This window comes from Micromonospora sp. NBC_01638 (genome assembly GCF_045209745.1).
Classification (GTDB): domain Bacteria; phylum Actinomycetota; class Actinomycetes; order Mycobacteriales; family Micromonosporaceae; genus Micromonospora.
On the sequence record NZ_CP109273.1, the window covers coordinates 4,496,570 to 4,513,983 of the forward strand.

General features: G+C 73.6%; 17 protein-coding genes. 11 read left to right on the forward strand and 6 right to left on the reverse strand.

The genetic code is table 11. The features are described 5' to 3' along the window. Nucleotides 1–83 precede the first annotated feature (83 nt). Nucleotides 84–1,433 (forward strand): MFS transporter, encoded by a 1,350-nt coding sequence (locus tag OG811_RS21235; RefSeq protein WP_406068146.1) that lies wholly within the window; start codon nucleotides 84–86, stop codon nucleotides 1,431–1,433. Here OG811_RS21235 and OG811_RS21240 read toward each other — a convergent pair. The 4 genes from OG811_RS21240 to OG811_RS21255 all read right to left on the reverse strand — a co-directional run bounded on the left by OG811_RS21240 (nucleotide 1,391) and on the right by OG811_RS21255 (nucleotide 3,774). Further along, a complete protein-coding gene (locus OG811_RS21240; protein WP_406068148.1) occupies nucleotides 1,391–1,648 on the reverse strand; it encodes a hypothetical protein in 258 nt (85 codons plus the stop codon). The two genes, OG811_RS21235 and OG811_RS21240, sit on opposite strands and share 43 nt — an antisense overlap. Before the next feature lie 112 nt (nucleotides 1,649–1,760). After that, on the reverse strand, nucleotides 1,761–2,222 hold the full coding sequence (locus OG811_RS21245) for an SRPBCC family protein (protein WP_406068149.1): 462 nt from the start codon (nucleotides 2,220–2,222) through the stop codon (nucleotides 1,761–1,763). A 50-nt stretch (nucleotides 2,223–2,272) separates the two neighbouring features. Then, complete coding sequence (locus OG811_RS21250) at nucleotides 2,273–2,689, reverse strand: DUF2795 domain-containing protein (RefSeq protein ID WP_406068150.1); 417 nt, start codon at nucleotides 2,687–2,689, stop codon at nucleotides 2,273–2,275. A gap of 101 nt (nucleotides 2,690–2,790) precedes the next feature. After that, nucleotides 2,791–3,774, reverse strand: a complete 984-nt coding sequence (locus OG811_RS21255; protein WP_406068152.1) for a YihY/virulence factor BrkB family protein — start codon at nucleotides 3,772–3,774, stop codon at nucleotides 2,791–2,793. Between the two features lie 176 nt (nucleotides 3,775–3,950). On the opposite strand from OG811_RS21255, the gene OG811_RS21260 reads away from it, so the two are divergent. Next, entirely contained in the window at nucleotides 3,951–4,352 is a 402-nt protein-coding gene (locus OG811_RS21260) for a ChaB family protein (RefSeq protein WP_406068153.1), read from the forward strand. Nucleotides 4,353–4,419: 67 nt separating this feature from the next. Here OG811_RS21260 and OG811_RS21265 read toward each other — a convergent pair whose 3' ends face one another. After that, nucleotides 4,420–5,853 carry an aldehyde dehydrogenase family protein gene (locus OG811_RS21265; RefSeq protein WP_406068155.1) on the reverse strand — a complete coding sequence of 478 codons (1,434 nt, stop codon included), beginning with the start codon at nucleotides 5,851–5,853 and terminating at the stop codon, nucleotides 4,420–4,422. A 72-nt stretch (nucleotides 5,854–5,925) separates the two neighbouring features. Between OG811_RS21265 and OG811_RS21270 the strand changes: the two genes are divergently transcribed. Continuing rightward, entirely contained in the window at nucleotides 5,926–7,533 is a 1,608-nt protein-coding gene (locus tag OG811_RS21270) for a phytoene desaturase family protein (RefSeq protein ID WP_406068156.1), read from the forward strand. Between the two features lie 40 nt (nucleotides 7,534–7,573). Here OG811_RS21270 and OG811_RS21275 read toward each other — a convergent pair whose 3' ends face one another. After that, a complete protein-coding gene (locus OG811_RS21275; RefSeq protein WP_406068157.1) occupies nucleotides 7,574–8,362 on the reverse strand; it encodes a polyprenol monophosphomannose synthase in 789 nt (262 codons plus the stop codon). Nucleotides 8,363–8,747: 385 nt separating this feature from the next. Between OG811_RS21275 and OG811_RS21280 the strand changes: the two genes are divergently transcribed. The 8 genes from OG811_RS21280 to OG811_RS21315 are packed head-to-tail and all read left to right on the forward strand — an operon-like array spanning nucleotide 8,748 to nucleotide 17,363. Then, nucleotides 8,748–10,421 carry an HAD-IIIA family hydrolase gene (locus OG811_RS21280; protein WP_406068158.1) on the forward strand — a complete coding sequence of 558 codons (1,674 nt, stop codon included), beginning with the start codon at nucleotides 8,748–8,750 and terminating at the stop codon, nucleotides 10,419–10,421. Then, the gene (locus tag OG811_RS21285; RefSeq protein WP_406068159.1) at nucleotides 10,418–11,392 is read left to right on the forward strand and encodes a glycosyltransferase; all 975 of its coding nucleotides are present in this window, start codon (nucleotides 10,418–10,420) and stop codon (nucleotides 11,390–11,392) included. Before OG811_RS21280 ends, OG811_RS21285 begins: the two co-directional genes overlap by 4 nt. Then, nucleotides 11,377–12,594 (forward strand): glycosyltransferase, encoded by a 1,218-nt coding sequence (locus OG811_RS21290; RefSeq protein ID WP_406068160.1) that lies wholly within the window; start codon nucleotides 11,377–11,379, stop codon nucleotides 12,592–12,594. Before OG811_RS21285 ends, OG811_RS21290 begins: the two co-directional genes overlap by 16 nt. Further along, complete coding sequence (locus OG811_RS21295; RefSeq protein WP_406075844.1) at nucleotides 12,591–13,307, forward strand: SIS domain-containing protein; 717 nt, start codon at nucleotides 12,591–12,593, stop codon at nucleotides 13,305–13,307. Before OG811_RS21290 ends, OG811_RS21295 begins: the two co-directional genes overlap by 4 nt. A 16-nt stretch (nucleotides 13,308–13,323) precedes the next feature. Then, a complete protein-coding gene (locus tag OG811_RS21300) occupies nucleotides 13,324–14,748 on the forward strand; it encodes a PfkB family carbohydrate kinase (RefSeq protein ID WP_406068162.1) in 1,425 nt (474 codons plus the stop codon). Next, a complete protein-coding gene (locus OG811_RS21305; RefSeq protein WP_406068163.1) occupies nucleotides 14,745–15,446 on the forward strand; it encodes an SDR family oxidoreductase in 702 nt (233 codons plus the stop codon). Before OG811_RS21300 ends, OG811_RS21305 begins: the two co-directional genes overlap by 4 nt. Then, complete coding sequence (locus OG811_RS21310) at nucleotides 15,443–16,396, forward strand: glycosyltransferase family 9 protein (protein WP_406068164.1); 954 nt, start codon at nucleotides 15,443–15,445, stop codon at nucleotides 16,394–16,396. The genes OG811_RS21305 and OG811_RS21310 overlap by 4 nt, the downstream gene beginning before the upstream one ends. Then, nucleotides 16,380–17,363, forward strand: coding sequence for a DNA topoisomerase IB (locus OG811_RS21315; RefSeq protein ID WP_406068165.1), 984 nt, complete (start codon nucleotides 16,380–16,382; stop codon nucleotides 17,361–17,363). The genes OG811_RS21310 and OG811_RS21315 overlap by 17 nt, the downstream gene beginning before the upstream one ends. Nucleotides 17,364–17,414: the final 51 nt, after the last annotated feature.

The following is a 17,414-nucleotide window of genomic DNA, read 5'->3' on the forward strand; positions in this document are numbered from 1 at the left end:
GACTGTTCGGACACGACTTCTTTGCGCCGCGAGCGAGCGGGTGCCTACGGCGCTAGGGTGCCCCTGCGGCAGGATGGTGTCTCGTGTCCACCGCGTCCCCGCGTCCCCGCGCCTCGCTGCTCCTGCTGGCCTACCTCGCGTTCGTCAGCCTCGGCCTGCCCGACGGCCTGCTCGGCGTCGGCTGGCCCTCGATCCGGGGCGACTTCGGCGTACCGACCGAGGCGGTCGGGTGGGTGCTCACCGCGGGCACCATCGGCTATCTCACCTCCAGCGTGCTGGCCGGGTTCACGCTGGCTCGCGTTGGCGTGGGTGCGCTGCTCGCCGGCAGCACCCTGCTGGCCAGCCTGGCGCTGACCGGCTATTCCGTGAGCCCTGTGCTGGCCGTGCTGGTGGGATGTGCACTGCTGCTCGGGCTCGGTTCCGGCGCGGTCGACTCCGGGCTCAACGCGTACGCCGCCGGGGCCTTCGGGCCGCGTCACATGAACTGGCTGCACGCCTTTTTCGGCCTGGGTGTGGCGATCGGCCCGCTGATCATGACCGGGGTGCTGAGCGCCGGCCTGGCCTGGCGCTGGGGGTACGGCATCGTCGCCGCCGCCCAGCTCGTTCTCGCCATCGCGTTCGCCCTCACCGTGCGGGCCTGGCAACGCGTCCCGGCCGCCACCGAGGCGGGCGCCGTCGTCGAAACGGGATCCACCGAGGTGGGCGCCGCCGTCGGGACCGCACCCGCTGCCGCGGGTGGCGGGACGTCGCCGGTGGTCCGGGTGCCGGTCCGGGCGACGCTGCGGCTGCCGGCGGTCTGGTCGGGGACGCTCGCCTTCGCCCTGTACGTCGCCATCGAGGTGTCCGCCGGCCTGTGGGCGTTCCTGCTGCTGACCGAGGGGCGTGGGCTGAGCGCGGCGGTGGCCGGCGGCTGCGTCTCCGCGTACTGGGGCAGCCTGTTCGTCGGCCGGGTCGTGCAGGGTGTGGTGGCCGAGCGGCTGGGTGCCGGGCTGGTGCTGCGCGTCAGTCTGGTCGGAATGGCCGTGGGCGCGGCGCTGATCGCCGTCCCCGGGCCGGCCGCGCTGGCGGTGCTCGGCCTGGTCGTGGTCGGTTTCGCCGCCGCGCCGGTGTTCCCGCTGCTCACCCTCACCACCGCCGACCGGGTCGGCGCGGCGCACGCGGACCGGGCCATCGGGCTCCAGATCGGTGCCTCCGGCGTCGGCGCGGCGCTCGTCCCGGCCGGGCTCGGCGTGCTGATCGGCCACACGTCGGTGCAGGTGCTGGGCTCGGCCCTGGTGGTGCTCGCGCTGGCGTTGATCGTGCTGTACGAGTGGGGCGCGCGCCGATCGACCGGCCGGCCCACCGCAGAGCTGGCCGGGCCGCCGGTGCCCGCTCAGCCTGACGGGGAGGGTCAGACGTCCGGCCCGGTCCGGCCGGTGGTGGACGGGCGGTAGGCACGCTCCGGGTCGGTGGGCTCACGGCCGCCGCCCTGGGCCTGCCCGCCCCGGTCCGCCGCTGCCGGCCCGTGCCCGAACGCAGCCTCTTCACCGGCGTCGTTGCCGGTCACGTCGTCGGCCTGCCCGTCGAGGCTGGAGCCTGAGACGGCGCGCTCCAGCTCTTCCAACGAAAGCCGTTCCTCGTTGCGCCACACCCTGTTGTCGTCGGTCATGCCATCAGCCGTACCCGGGCGTGATGATCGCAAACGGCGGCGCGCGACCAGGCTCAGCGACGGCGATGGCCGCCGGGAGAGTCCGGCGGCCATCTGATGTCGCTGCTCAGGATCACGGCTGCGGGCGATTCACCGATCCGCGCCAGGCGCCGGTCTCCTGACCGCGCCGCTCGATGTAGGTCTTGAACCGCTCCAGGTCGCCCTTGGCGCGCCGATCGACGATGCCGAGCTTGTCGCCGGCCTGCTCGACCACCCCGTGCGGCTCGAACTCGAGCTGCAGGGTGACCCGGGTCTTGTCCGGGTCAAGCCGATGGAAGGTCACCACGCCGGCCTGCTGGGTGCCGTCGGTCGAGCGCCACGCGACCCGCTCGTCGGGAAGCTGCTCGGTGATCTCCGCGTCGAACTCGCGCTTCACCCCGGCGATGTCCACCGTCCAGTGGGTCATCGTCTCGGAGAGCTGCCGGACCTCCTGCACGCCCTCCATGAACTCGGGGAACTCCTCGAACTGCGTCCACTGGTCGTACGCGGTGCGTACGGGCACGGAAACGTCGACATGTTCGGTAACACCACTCATTGGGAACCTCCTTCAGCCGCTGGTGGTCTCCCGGATCGGGGGCGACCCGGTCACCAGCGAGTTGTCTCGTTCCTGTTGCCGAGCGCGGCCCACACCTCGGAAACCGTCTGGTAGAGGGTGCCCTCGGGCAGTCGTTCCAGCGCCGCCACGATGTCGTCCGGCGCCTCGTTCTCGCGGGCGCTGGCGATGAGCACCAGGCGGTCGCCCGGCAGCGCGCTCATCGAGATGAACCGGCCGAGCCGGCTGCGCTGCTCGACGTCCGTGGAACTCATTCCCTGTGGGGTGCCGGTGCGCAGGTCGCCGGCCGGGGCGGTGGTCGTCTCCGGCTGGTCCTCGCCAGCCGGTTCCGGCACCCGCGACTCATCGACCCGAGAGCCACCGGTCCCCGGCCCCTGCACGAGGCCGCTGACCTCCTGACTCATCTGCTCGTCGATCCTCGGTCCGTGCTTGCTGTTGCCACGCTCCATGCCATCTGCGCTACCCGGCACCCCGCCCGGTAAACCGGCACCGGGCCATGAACCGGCCCATGGCCCGGCTCCGGACCGGACATCCGAGGCCGAACCGGGGCTCAGTCGTCGGCGGGCTTCCGCGGTGGCAGCACCGGATCCTCCGGGTCCGGGTCGCCGGCCTGCAACTGCCGCCCGCGCTGCACCTCGGCGTTGATCTGCACGCCCAGCATCAGCGCCGAGTTGGACAGGTAGAGCCAGACCAGGAACGCGATCGCAGCCCCCAGGCTGCCGTAGGTGGTGTCGTACGAGCCGAAGTTGGCCACGTAGAGGCCGAAGCCGAAGGAGGCCACCGCCCAGACGAGCAGGGCCACCCCGCCGCCGGGGGTGAGCCAGCGGAACCGGGGCTGCCGGACGTTCGGGGCGATCCAGAACAGCAGCGACAGCAGCACCATCATGATCATGACGAGCGCGGGCCACTTCGCCACGCTCCACACCGTGCGGGCCAGACCACCGGCATTGATCAGGTCGCCGACCGCGTCGGTGACCGGACCACTGACGATCAACGCGAGGGCGACCACCGCGAGCAGCACCAGCGTGATCGCCGCCAGACCGATCTGCAGCGGCCGGAGCTTCCAGACCGGCCGGCCCTCGCTCACCCCGTAGACGGCGTTGGAGGCCCGGGTGAACGCGCCGATGAAGCCCGACGCGGACCACAGCGCCCCGAGCAGGCCGAAACTCAGCAGCAGCTTGGGGTTGCTCTGCTCAAGCACCACGGACCGGATCACCGCGACCACGCCGCCCTCGTCGTCGGTCAGCACCGACCCGGCACCCACCTGGTTGGCAAGGTCGACGACCGTGTCGACGGTCTGTTCGCCCGTGGAGACCAGACCAACCAGAGCCACCACCACGATGGCGGACGGGAAGAGTGCCAGAACTCCGTAGTAGGTCAGCGCGGCGGCCCAGTCGGAGCAGTTGTCGTTGACGAAGCCCTGCACGCTGCGGACCAGCACGCCACGCCAGGTCCGCCAGCTCAGCTGCCGCATCCGAGGAACTCCGGTGCCATGTGCGCCGCCGATCGTCGTACCGGGCTCCGTGGTCGTCATGCCCGCTCCCTGCGCCCCGGCCACCGGATGACCGGTCGTCCGGTCAGGCCTGGCCCGCCAGTACCCGGATCGCGAAATCGACAAACCAGCCCAGCGCGTGCGGGTGCCGCGGATGGTTTGCCGCCGCGGCACAGGGGAACGGTCGTGGTGACCCTGTCGACGCGGAGGAGGACGAGATGCCCGGGCGCGAGGACCTGCCCAGCACGCTGCGGCGCTCTCCGGATAAGGCGCAGCGCACCTGGGAGAAGACGCACGACTCGGCAGTCGAGACCTACGGCGAGGGGGAGCGGTCGCACCGCACCGCCTTCGCCGCCGTGAAGCATCAGTTCGAGAAGGTGGGCGACCACTGGGAGCCGAAGGGCCGCAAGGGCCCGAGCGACCAACAGGCCGCCGGTGGCGGGCCGGCACGACGAGCACCCACCGCCGGTGGAGTTGACGCCAACGCCACCAAGGACCACCTGATGTCGGTGGCCCGCAAACTGGACGTGCCCGGCCGGTCCAGCATGACCAAGCCGGAGCTGGTCACGGCGATCGAGAAGGCCAACGACCGGGCCACCCGCAAGGCTCGCGGCGACTGATCGCCGCGGCACCGGAGCACACCGACGTGGTACGGGCGGACGCACCACCTGCGTCCGCCCGTACTGTTCACCAGTGCCCGCCGCCCGGCGCCTCGATGTGCACCGCCTTCGTGGCGGTGAACTCGTCCAGCAGTTCCGGGCCGAACCCGAAGCCCTGCCCACTGGCCCCGCGCGGATGCGCGGCGCCACCGGGCGCACCCCCGAACACCGCGTTGACCTTGACGGTGCCCACCGGCAGCTCCCGCCAGGCCCGCTGAGCGTGACTCATCGACGTGGTCAACACGGTGGCGGCCAACCCGTACGGAGAGTCCGCAGCGCAGCGCAGCGCCTCGTCGAACGAGTCGACGACCACCACCGGGGCGACCGGCCCGAACGTTTCCTCCCGCACCAACGGCATGTCATGCCGGCAGTCAGTGACCACGGTGGCCGGGTAGAACGCCCCCGGCCCGTCCGGCACCTCGCCGCCAACCCGCACCCGCGCGCCGGCCGCCGCTGCCGCCGCCACCTGCCCGTGCACGTGGTCCCGGTGCCTCCGGTCGACCAACGGGCCCAGCTCGGTGCCCGGGTCCCGGCCCGGCCCGACCCGCAGCGCTTCGGCGCGCCGCACCAGCGCGGCCACGAAGTCCTCGGCCACCTCCCGGTGCACGTAGATCCGCTCCACCGCCACGCAGATCTGCCCGGCGTTGGCGAACGCACCGAGCGCGGCCTGACCGGACGCCCACTCCGGGTCGACGCCCGCGTCGACGATCAACGGGTCGCTGCCCCCGTTCTCCAGGAGCACCTTCGCGCCGGTGCGGGCCGCGGCGGCGGCGATCGCCCGCCCGGTCGCGGTGGAGCCCACGTGGGCCACCACGTCGACCTCCTGCGCCGCCAGCGCCGCACCGACCTCCGGGCCGCCGGTGAGCAGCGACAACACACCGGCCGGCAGCGCCTCATCCAGCGCCCGGGCCAACAGCCAACCCGTCGCGGGTGTCCGTTCGCTCGGCTTGTAGAGCACCACGTTGCCGGTGACCACGGCCGCGCCGAGCAGCCCGCAGGAGACCGCGACCGGGTCGTTCCAGGGGGTGATGGCGGCCACCACACCGCGCGGCTGCGGGGTCAGGAAGTCCAGCGCGTCCGCTGGGCCGTTCAGCGTCCGCCCGCCGCGCAGCGGGGCCAGCTCCGCGTACTGCCGCAGGGTCCCGATGCCGGCCTCGACGCCGCCGCGGGCATCCGCCAACGGCTTGCCCATCTCCGCGGTGACCGCCGCGGCCAGGTCCTCGGTGGCCGCCGCCACCGCGTCCGCGGCCCGGTGCAGCGCCGCGGCCCGCTCGGCCGGCGCGGTCGCCGCCCACCGGGCCGCCGCATTGCGTGCCGCCTGTGTCGCCTTGCCAACCTCGTCCGCCGTGGCCACCGGCACCGTGCTGACCGGCGAGCCGTCCGCCGGATCATGCACGACCAGTTCGCCGCCGTCGCCGCCCGCGCCCCACACCCCGCCCACCAACTGCGCAACCGTGTACATGCGGCGCTGGATGCCCCGACCCTGGCGAGGCAAACGCGTTTCGCCCGGTTGCACGCCGGGTAGGCGGATCGGATGACCACCACCGCCACGTCGAGCGTGGACGCCGTCATCGTCGGGGCCGGTCACAACGGTCTCGTGGCGGCCAACCTGCTGGCGGACGCCGGCTGGGAGGTGGTGGTGCTGGAGGCGACCGCGGCACCCGGCGGCGCGGTCCGCTCCGCCGAGGTGACCGCGCCCGGCTATCTGAGTGACCTCTACAGCTCGTTCTACCCCCTGGGCTACGCCTCACCCGTGCTGGGCGGCCTCGACCTGGGCCGGTACGGGTTGTCCTGGCGGCATTCGCCGGACGTGCTGGCGCACCTGCTGCCGGACGGTCGGGCCGCCGTGATCAACCGGAACCCGGACGTCACGGCCGCCTCGCTGGAGCAGTTCGCTCCCGGTGACGGCAAGCGCTGGATCAACGCGTACACCGACTGGCTCGAGGTGTCCGAGCCGATGTTGGCGACCATCACCACGCCGTTCCCGCCGGTACGCGGAGGGCTGGCTCTGCTGCGTCGACTGCACGTCGCCGGCGCGTTGCGCCTGGCCCGGCGCCTGGTGGTGCCGGTCCGCAAGCTTGGCGACGAACTCTTCGACGGCCCGGGCGGGCCGGCTCTGCTGGCCGGCTGCGCCCTGCACACCGACCTGTCCCCGGAGGAGGCCGGCTCCGGAGTGTACGGCTGGCTTTTGGCCATGCTCGGCCAGCAGGTCGGCTGGCCGGTGCCCGACGGCGGCGCCCAGCAGATCACCAACGCGTTGGTGACCCGGCTGCAGGAGCGCGGCGGGACGATCCTCTACGGCGCCCGCGTCGAGGGGGTGCTCACCGCCCGGGGCCGGGCGATGGGGGTACGCACGGAGGGCGGCACGCTGTGGCGGGCCCGCCGCGCCGTGCTCGCCGACGTGCCGGCGCCAGCGCTCTACCTCGATCTGGTCGGCGCGGCCGCGCTGCCGTCGCGGCTGGTGGAGGACCTGGCGCACTTCCGGTGGGACGGTTCGACGCTGAAGGTGGACTGGGCGCTCTCCGCGCCGGTGCCATGGACGAACCGGGAACTGGCCGGCGCCGGCACCGTGCACCTCGGCGCGGACCTGAACGGCCTGACCCGGTACGCGGGCGAGCTGGCCCGTGGCGAGTTGCCCCGAAACCCGTTCCTGCTGCTCGGGCAGATGTCCGTGGCCGACCCGAGCCACTCTCCGCCGGGCACCGAGTCGCTCTGGTCGTACACCCACCTGCCGTTCCGTCGGGACTGGCGGGCCGAGGACGTCGCCGGGCACGTGCAGCGGATGGAGGACGTGCTGGAGGAGGCGGCCCCGGGTTTCCGGCAACTGGTCGTCGGCCGACACGTGGCCGGGCCGGCCGACCTGGAGAAGGGCAACCCGAGCCTGGTCGGCGGCACGCTCGGCGGCGGCACCGCCGCCGCGTACCAGCAGCTGTTCCTGCGCCCGATCCCTGGCCTGGGCCGCGCGGACACCCCGGTGGACCGGCTCTTCCTGGCCAGCGCGTCAGCGCATCCCGGCGGCGGGGTGCACGGCGCTCCCGGCGCGAACGCCGCCCGCGCGGCGCTGGCCCGTGACCGCGCACTCACCGGGCGCGCCTACGCCGCAGCCATCGCCACCGCCCACCGCGCGATCTACTCCAACTAAACCCGCCGCCAGCCCGTGGTGATCAAGGCGAACCTCTTGATCAGGGTGCGGGGGTGGGGCTGGAGCGGGTGATGTTGCGGTGCTTGCTTTTCAGGCGGAAGGGCATCAGCGCGCTTTCCACCTTGGTCGCGGTGGTCATTTTGGAGACCCCGTCGCGCCGCTCCTCGAAGCGGATCGGCACCTCCAGGATCGTGTGCCCCAGCTTGGTGGCGAGGTAGTGCATCTCCACCTGGAAGCTGTAGCCGTTGGACTGCACCCGCTCCAGGTCGATGTCGCGCAGCGCGTCAGCGCGCCAGATCTTGAAGCCGGCGGTAAGGTCCCGGATCCGCACCCGCAGCAGAGTGTGCACGTAGAGGTTCGCCCAGCCGCTGAGCACCCGGCGGTACAGCGGCCAGTTCTCGTCCAGCTCGCCGCCGGGCACGTAGCGGGAACCGATCACCACACTGGCCTGGGTGGAGAGCAGCGCGCCCAGCATCCCCGGCAGCGCCTCCGGCGGGTGCGAGAGGTCGGCGTCCATCTGCGCCACGTACTCGGCGCCGCCCTCGATCGCCCGGCTCATCCCGTCCACGTACGCCCGGCCGAGGCCCTCCTTGCCGGCGCGGTGCACGACCTCGATCCGGTCGGGGTGTTCGATCGCCAGCTTGTCGGCCACCTCCCCGGTGCCGTCGGGGGAGTTGTCGTCGGCGACGAGGATGCGCAACCCCGGCAGCGGCATCGCGAGCAGCCGCTCGACCAGCGCAGGGAGGTTGCCCGCCTCGTTGTAGGTGGGCACGACGACGGTCAGGCGTGCGTCCCGCCACGGCGACGGCAGCTGCACGGGCTTGATCATGTCGGACATCCTCGGTTTGCGGACAAGGGCTCCTGGAAGGGTATCCAGTTGATGCCTCTGGTTTGAAGGAGGCACCCCTCCGGAGCGTCACAGACCGCCGTGTTCTGCGACATTCGGGCTACTTGTGCTGGTCACGGGCGGCGCCGGTCGGCGTCACCCGGCTCGGTGGTGCAGTTGGCTGCCCACCCGGGGCCAGGCGTCGTCGTCGATCACTTGCTCCACAATCGCCACTGAGCTGCCCTACCCGCACCGCCGTGGGGCTAACAGCCGGCGGGTTAGCTTCTCCGGTGCGGCGGGTATGACCGACCCGGGGCACCGCTGGCGGCGCTGGCCCACCGCCTCCCCGCCGACGTTTACTCCTCGGGGCGCAGGGAACCCGCCGGCTGTGCGACAGGACCAGGAGGATCCGTATCAGCGCAGGTCAGTCCGGGTGTACGCCGCTGCTGACCGCGCCGGTTCCGGGCCCGTCGGGAGCCCCCGCCCCGTCCTGTACGACGCGGTGTTGCTGGACCGCGACGGCACCCTGATCGAGGACGTGCCCTACAACGGCGACCCGGAGAAGGTGCGACCGGTGCCGGGAGCGCGGGCGGCGCTGGACCGGTTGCGGGCGGCCGGGCTACGGCTGGCGGTCGTGACGAACCAGTCGGGCCTGGCCCGGGGCTACTTCACCGGTGAGCAGATGCGGGCGGTGCACGCCCGCGTCGAGGAGCTGCTGGGCCGGTTCGACGCGTGGCTGATCTGCCCGCACGACGATGCCGACGGTTGTGGCTGCCGCAAGCCCGCGCCCGGCCTGGTCTACGCCGCAGCCCGGGAGTTGGGCACGACCGCGTCCAGGTGCGCGATGGTGGGCGACATCGGCCGGGACGTTGCCGCCGCGCTGGCCGCGGGGGCTGCGGGAGTGCTGGTGCCCACCCCGGTGACCCGCCCGGAGGAGATCGCCGCCGCCGGTTGGGTGGCCACCGATCTGCCGGCGGCGGTGGACGAGATTCTGCGCCGCCAACAAGCTGTGCAACCCTCGACCCGGCCCGGCGGCCCGGTGCGGACAGCGCTGGTGGTCCGGTCCGATTCGGCGGGGGATTTGCTGGTCACCGGGCCGGCGATCCGCGCCGTCGCGGCCGGGGCGCAGCGGGTGGTGCTGTTGTGCGGGCCGCGTGGCCGTGCCGCGGCCGACCTGCTGCCCGGCGTCGACGAGATCATCGAGCATCCGCTGCCGTGGATCGACCCCATGCCGGCGCCGATCCACCCGGAGGCCATGAGGAGCCTGACCGCGCGCCTCGGCGCGGTCGGTGCGGACCAGGCGGTGGTGTTCACCTCGTTCCACCAGTCGGCCCTGCCGCTGGCGCTGCTGCTGCGGATGGCGGGGATCGGCCGGATCGCGGCGATCAGCGACGACTACCCGGGCTCGCTGCTGGACGTCCGGCACCGGGTGCCGGTGGGCGTCCCCGAACCCGAACGTGCCCTCTCCCTCGCCGCCGCCGCAGGCCACCGGCTGCCCGACGGCGACGAACCCGTGCTCCGGCTCCGCCGCGACGCGGTGGTGCCGCGCCCGGCCGCTCTCGGCGACCCGGGGTACGTGGTGTTGCACCCCGGGTCGGCCGCGTCGAGCCGGGCCTGCCCGCCCGAGTTGGCGACCCGGATCGCCGGGGCGTTGACCGCCGCCGGGCACCGGGTGCTGGTCACCGGCGGCTCCGACGAGCGTGGGATCACCGCCCGGGTCGCCGCGGCCGGTGGCACCGACCTGGGTGGCCGAACCGACCTGGCCGGGCTGGCCGGGATCGTGGCGGACGCCGGCGCGGTCGTGGTCGGCAACACCGGACCCGCGCACCTGGCCGCCGCAGCCGGTGTGCCGGTGGTGAGTCTCTTCGCGCCCACTGTGCCGTTCGGCCAGTGGGGGCCCTACCGGGTGCCCACCGTCCGGCTCGGCGATGCCGCCGCACCCTGCCGGGACACCCGGGCAGCCAGCTGCCCGGTCCCCGGGCATCCCTGCCTCAGCGGCATCGACCCGGACGAGGTGGTCGACGCGCTACGGACTCTCGCCGTCAGCGGTGGTGGCCGATGAACATCCTGCTCTGGCACGTGCACGGCTCCTGGACCACGTCGTTCGTGCACGGCAGCCATCGCTACCTGATCCCGACCACACCCGACCGCGGCCCGTACGGCCTCGGCCGGGCCCGCACCTACCCGTGGCCCGACAACGCGGTCGAAATCACCCCGGAGGACCTGCCGGGCACCGACCTCGACCTGGTCATCCTGCAACGCCCCGAGGAGATCGACCGGGCCGAGGAGTGGCTGCGCCGCCGCCCTGGCCGCGACGTTCCCGCCATCTACGTCGAACACAACACCCCCAAGGGCGACGTGCCCAACACCCGCCACCCGATGGCCGACCGCGACGACCTGCTCATCGCCCACGTCACCGGGTTCAATCAGATCTTCTGGGACACCGGCGCCACCCGCACCACGGTGGTCGACCACGGCATCGTCGCCCCCTCTGCGTCCTACACCGGTGAACTGGACCGGTTCGCCGTGGTGATCAACGAGCCGGTGCGGCGGGGACGGGTCACCGGCACCGACCTGCTGCCGCAGTTCGCCGAGATCGCGCCACTGGACGTGTTCGGCATGGGCGTCGCCGGCCTCGCCGACCACCTGGGGCTGCCCGCCGACCGGCTCACGAGCCACGACGACGTACCCCAGGACCGGATGCACGCCGAGCTGGCTCGCCGTCGCGCGTACCTGCACCTGTGCCGTTGGACCTCGCTCGGGCTCAGCCTCATCGAGGCGATGGCGATCGGCATGCCGGTCGTCGCGCTCGCCACCACCGAGGCGGTGACGGCGGTGCCTCCGGAGGCGGGTGCCCTCGCGACCCGGACGGACACCCTGCTCGACGCCGCCCGCCGGTTCATCGCCGAACCGGCTACCGCGCGTCAGGCCGGCGCGGCGGCGCGAGCCGCCGCCCGCGACAAGTACGGCCTCGACCGTTTCCTCGCTGACTGGGACCGGCTGCTGGAGGAGGAAGTATGCGGATCGCGATGATCTCGGAGCACGCCAGCCCGCTCGCCGTCCTCGGAGGGGAGGACGCCGGCGGCCAGAACACGCACGTCGCGGAGCTGTCCGCCGCGCTCGTCGCCGCCGGGCACGAGGTGCGGGTCTACACCCGCCGGGACGCTCTCGACCTGCCGGTGACCGTGCGCAGCGCGGACGGGTACGACGTGGTGCACGTGCCCGCCGGCCCGGCCGAGCCGGTGGCCAAGGACACGCTGCTGCCACACATGCGCGAGTTCAGCCGCTGGCTGATCGAGCGCTGGCGGGGCGGGGAGTGGGTGCCCGAGGTGATCCACGCGCACTTCTGGATGAGTGGCCTGGCGGCGCTGACAGCCGGACGGCAGACCGGGGTGCCGGTGGTGCAGACGTACCACGCGTTGGGCACGGTGAAACGCCGCTACCAGGGCGTGCAGGACACCAGCCCGGCCCGGCGGGTGTCCTACGAGCGGGAGCTGGGCCGCTCGGTGGATCGGATCATCGCGCAGTGCCGCGACGAGGTGGGCGAACTGGTCCGGATGGGTGTGCCCCGGTCCCGGATGACCGTCGTGCCCTCCGGGGTCAACCTCGCCACGTTCGCCCCCCTCGGGCCGGCCGCCGACCGCGAGCCGGGTCGGGCCCGGATTCTGACCGTGGGCCGGCTGGTCGAACGCAAGGGCTTCCAGACCGTGATCCGCGCGATGGCGTTGGTCCCGAACGCCGAGTGCGTGGTGGTCGGCGGTCCGCCCGAGGGCCTGCTGGAGACCGACCCGTACGCCCGGCGGCTGCGGGCGCTGGCCGAGTCGTGCGGGGTGGCTGACCGGGTGCACCTGGTCGGCGCGGTACCCCGGGAGGAGATGGGCCGCTGGTACCGCTCGGCGGACCTGCTGGTCGCCGCACCCTGGTACGAGCCGTTCGGGTTGACTCCGCTGGAGGCGATGGCCTGCGGGGTGCCGGTCGTCGGCACCGCCGTCGGCGGCATCCGGGACACCGTGGTCGACGGGACGACCGGTGATCTCGTGCCGGCGCGGGACCCGCATGCCCTGGCCACCGCGATCCAGGGATTGCTCGACGACCGGATCAGACGTTTCGCGTACGCGGCGGCGGCGCGCGAGCGGGCCCGGGCGCGGTACTCGTGGGCGGCCACCGCCGAGCGGCTGGTCGAGGTCTACAGCGAGGTGGCCGCCGTGCGCCGGCCGGCCCGGGTGGTGGCCTGATGCCGGCGGGCAGCCTGCTCGACACCCACCTGACGAATCTCGTTGCGGCGCTGGTGCCGTACCGGCGCTGCGAGCCGCAGTTGGCCCGCTGGGGTGCGGACCTGGCCCACCGGCTGGCCGCCGGGGGCCGCCTGTTGGTCGCCGGCAACGGCGGCAGCGCCGCCGAAGCCCAGCACCTCACCGCCGAGCTGGTCGGCAAGCTCCATCACGACCGTCAGCCGCTGTCCGCGATCGCGCTGCACGCCGAGACGAGCGCGCTCACCGCCATCGCCAACGACTACGGCTACACCGACGTGTACGCCCGCCAGGTGCGCGCCCACGGCCGCCCCGGTGACGTCCTGCTGCTGCTCAGCACCAGCGGCACCAGCCCCAACCTGGTCACCGCCGCGCAGGCCGCCCGTGCCGTCGGTCTGACCACCTGGGCGCTCACCGGGGCCGCCCCCAATCCCCTCGCCGACGCCTGCGACGACGTGCTGGTCGTCGCGTCCCCCGACACCCAGGTCGTCCAGGAACTGCACCTCGTGACCAGTCACCTGCTCTGCGAGTACCTCGAACAGGAACTGCCCGCCGCACTGGCCGCCGCCAGCGACCCAGCGGTTGTCGAGCGCGTACCGGAGGAGCCCGCACCGGCCGGTCGGCTCCCGTCCGGGCCGGTGCGGACCGGGGTCGAAGTGGTGCTCGACGGTGGGACCGGACAGCAGGTCGACGCGTGAGGATGGGGAGGCAAGCGTGAGGGGACCTGTGGTGGTGCTTGGGGACGCCCTGCTCGACCGGGACGTGGAAGGGGTGGTGAGCCGGCTCTGCCCGGACTCCCCGGTGCCCGTTCTCGACGAGACCTCGGCCACCGACCGACCCGGTGGTGCCGGTCTGGCGGCGGTGTTCGCCGCCGCGCAGGGCGCCGAGGTGGTGCTGGTGACCGCGCTCGCCGACGACGCCGGCGGGGCCCGACTGAGCGCGCTGCTCGCCGCCGCCGGCGTGCAGGTGTACCCACTGGCCCTGTCCGGGGCGACGCCGGAGAAGATTCGGCTGCGGGCCCGGGGCCGGGTGTTGCTGCGCCACGACCGGGGCGGCACGTCCGGGGAGCCGGGTCAGCCCTCCGACGAGGTGCTCCGGGTGATCGGCGCGGCGTCGGCCGTCCTGGTCAGCGACTACGGCCGGGGGGTGGCCCGGCAGCCCGCGCTGCGCGACGCGTTGGCCGCCACCCGCGCGCCGGTGGTGTGGGACCCGCACCCGCGCGGCCCGGCGGCGGTGCCCGGCATCCATCTGGCCACCCCGAACGAGTCGGAGGTGCGCGAGCTGGTCCCCGCACTGCCCGGCGCCTCCCGGCTGGCCACCGCCTCCCGTGGTGCGCAGGGGCTGCGGCGGCGCTGGCGGGCCGGTGCGGTCGCGGTGACGCTGGGCGGTGACGGCGCGCTGCTCTGTCACGCCGGGTCGACGCCGCTGGTCGTGCCGACCCCGGGCAGCGCCGAGGGGGACACCTGCGGGGCGGGCGACCGGTTCGCCGCCGCCGCCAGCCTCGCGTTGGCCCAGGGCGCGCTGGTGTCCGAGGCGGTGCAGGCGGCGGTCGCCGAGGCGTCCGCGTACGTGGCCGGTGGGGGAGTCGCGGCGGCGCTACCTCCGCCGGTCCCTCCCATGACCGCCGGTGTGGTCGGCCGGGGTGGTGACCGGGTGGGAGTCGCGGCGGCCGCCACGCTCCTTGGTGAGGTACGTGCCGCAGGCGGCACGGTGGTGGCGACCGGCGGTTGCTTCGACCTGGTGCACGCCGGGCACGTGGCCACCCTGCAGGCCGCCCGGCAGCTCGGCGACTGCCTGATCGTCTGCCTGAATTCCGACGTCAGCGTGGCCGGGTTGAAGGGGCCGGACCGACCGGTGATGTCCGAGGGTGACCGCAGCCGGTTGCTGGCCGCCTTGAGCTGCGTCGACGCGGTCCTCGTCTTCGACGAGCCGACCCCGGACGCGGCGCTGTCCTGGGTACGACCGGACATCTGGGTCAAGGGCGGCGACTACGCCACCGGTGGCGGGGACGCCGCCGCCACCCTGCCGGAGGCGGAGGTCCTGCGCCGGTGGGGCGGGAACACGGTGGTGGTGCCCTACCTGGACGGTCGTTCCACCACCGACATGATCGTTCGCTCCATCGGGGAGCGGACCCGATGACCGCCACGCGGCCCGGCGCCGGGCCCACGGTCCTGGTCACCGGCGGCGCCAGCGGGCTCGGCGCCGCGGTGGTCGCGGCAGTGGCCGCCTCCGGTGGTCGACCGCTCGTGCTGGATCGGCAGCCGCCGGTGGACGGGGTGTCCTGGACCGAGTGCGACCTGGCCGACACCCGGGTCGCCGAGGTGGCCACCCAGCACCTCGCCGAGCAGGCCGGCGGCCTGGACGCGGTGGTCACCGCCGCCGGGACGGACGTACCGGGTCGACTCGCCGACGTGCCGGGGGAGACCTGGGACCGGATCGTCACCGTCGACCTGCTGGCCACCGCGGCGGTGATCCGGGCCGCGCTGCCGTTCCTGTTGACGTCTCGGGGCCGCATCGTCACGGTCGCCTCCACCCTGGGCGTCAAGGCGGTCAGCGACGCCACCGCGTACTGCGCGGCGAAGTTCGGCGTGGTCGGCTTCACCCGCGCCCTTGCCGCTGAGCTCGCCGGTCAGGTCGGCGTCACCCTGCTCATCCCGGGCGGGATGCGTACCTCGTTCTTCGACGAACGCGACCCGCAGTACAAGCCGGGGCCGGACGCGGTCCTCAACGATCCCGCCGACACCGCTGCGGCGATCATGTTCGCGCTCAGCCAGCCGGCTGGCTGCGCGATCCGTGAGATGGTGGTCTGCGCCGAGCAGGAGACGTCGTACCCGTGATCCTCGTGCTGCGCGCCCTCGGCGTCGGCGACCTGGTCACCGCGGTGCCAGCGCTGCGGGCGCTGCGGGCCGCGTACCCCGGTCGGGAGCTGGCGCTCGCCGCGCCCGCCTGGTTGGCCCCGCTGGTCGATCTGGTCGGCGGCATCGACCGGCTGGTGGACACCGCCGGGCTGGATCGGCCCATCCGGGTCGGGTCGGCCCCGCAGGTCGCCGTCAACCTGCACGGGCGCGGCCCGCAGTCGCACCGGTTGCTCGCGGCCACCCGGCCCGGCCGGCTGCTCGCCTTCGCGAACCTGGACGCCGGCTTCGTCGACGGCCCGCGGTGGGCCGTCGACGAGCACGAGGTGGACCGGTGGTGCCGGCTGCTGTCCTGGTACGACATTCCGGCCGACCGCACCGACCTCGGCCTGCGCCGGCCCGGGTCGGCGGGGTCGCCCACCGGAGTCACCGTGCTGCATCCCGGCAGCAAGATCCCCGCCAAGCGGTGGCCCGCCGAGCGGTTCGCCGCGCTGGCCCGGGCACTCACCGACCAGGGACATCGGGTGCTGCTCACCGGCTCGGCCGACGAACGGGCGCTGGCGGCCCGGGTGGCCGAGGCGGCCGGCCTGGCACCCGACTCCGTGCTGGCGGGCCGGACCGACCTCGGTGCGCTTGCCGCGCTGGTGGCCTACGCCCGGCTGGTGATCAGCGCAGACACCGGGGTGGCGCACCTGGCCACCGGGTACGGCACCGCGTCGGTCGTCCTCTTCGGGCCGGTGCCGCCGGCTCACTGGGGGCCGCCACCGGACCGGCCCCGGCACCGGGTGCTCTGGGCCGGCGAGGGGGATTGGCCCAGGTGGGACGGGGTCGGAAGCCACCCGACGATGGCTGCTCTGCGCCTCGACGAGGTGCTGGCCGCCGTGGCTGAGGTGGAAAGAGTGGTGCGGGTCTCCGGTGCGGTTGCGGCGTAGCGACCCGGGTCGACCGGGGTACGGACGGCGCCGGCGTGGGCGGGGCTGGCTCTTCGTCGACCCGACCGGCGCTCCGGTCCGGGATCCGGATGTCCTGGCCCGGCTGCGGGAGCTGGTCATCCCTCCGGCCTGGCAGGACGTCTGGATCTCACCGCACCCGAACGGGCACATTCAGGCGATCGGGATCGACGCGGCCGGGCGCAAGCAGTACGTCTACCACCCGCTGTGGCGGGAGAAGCAGGACGAGGCGAAGTTCGACCACATGCTGGAGGTGGCCCGGCGGTTGCCGGTGCTGCGGGAGCGGGTGGGGCGTGACCTGGACGGCCGAGGGCTGGGCCGGGACCGGGTGCTGGCGACGGTGGTCCGACTGTTGGACATGGGGATGTTCCGGGTCGGCAGCGACCAGTACGCGGCCGGCGACGACCCGACGTACGGGGTGTCCACCCTGCGCCCCGAGCATGCCCGGTCCCGGGGTGGCTGCGTGGTCTTCGTGTTTCCCGCGAAGGGTGGCATTGAGCAGGTACGCCGGATCGAGGACCCGGAGTTGTGCCAGGTGCTGATCAATCTGCGCCGGCGCCGCAGGCAGGCGGACCGGCTGTTCGGTTACTGGGACGGCCGGGAGTGGCGCGACGTGCGTAGCGACGAGGTCAACGGCTACCTGCGCGACGCCAGCGGTGGGGAGATGACCGCGAAGGACTTCCGCACCTGGCACGCCACCGTGCTCGCCGCCACCGAGCTGGCCACCGCAGGCCCGGCCCGATCGGTCACCGCCCGGCGCAAGGCGGTGGTCGCCGTGATGCGCGAGGTGGCCGAGCTGCTGGGCAACACTCCGACGGTGGCCCGGGCGTCCTACGTGGATCCTCGGGTCGTCGACCTCTACCACGACGGGGTGGTGGCGTCGGTGGACCCGCAGGCGCCACGCGAGGAGGCTGAGAGGGTCGTCCGGGAGCTGCTGGAGGAAACCTGACCGGCCCCGCCGAGGGTCCTGGGGGGACAGCGGCGGAGCCGGGGCATCAGG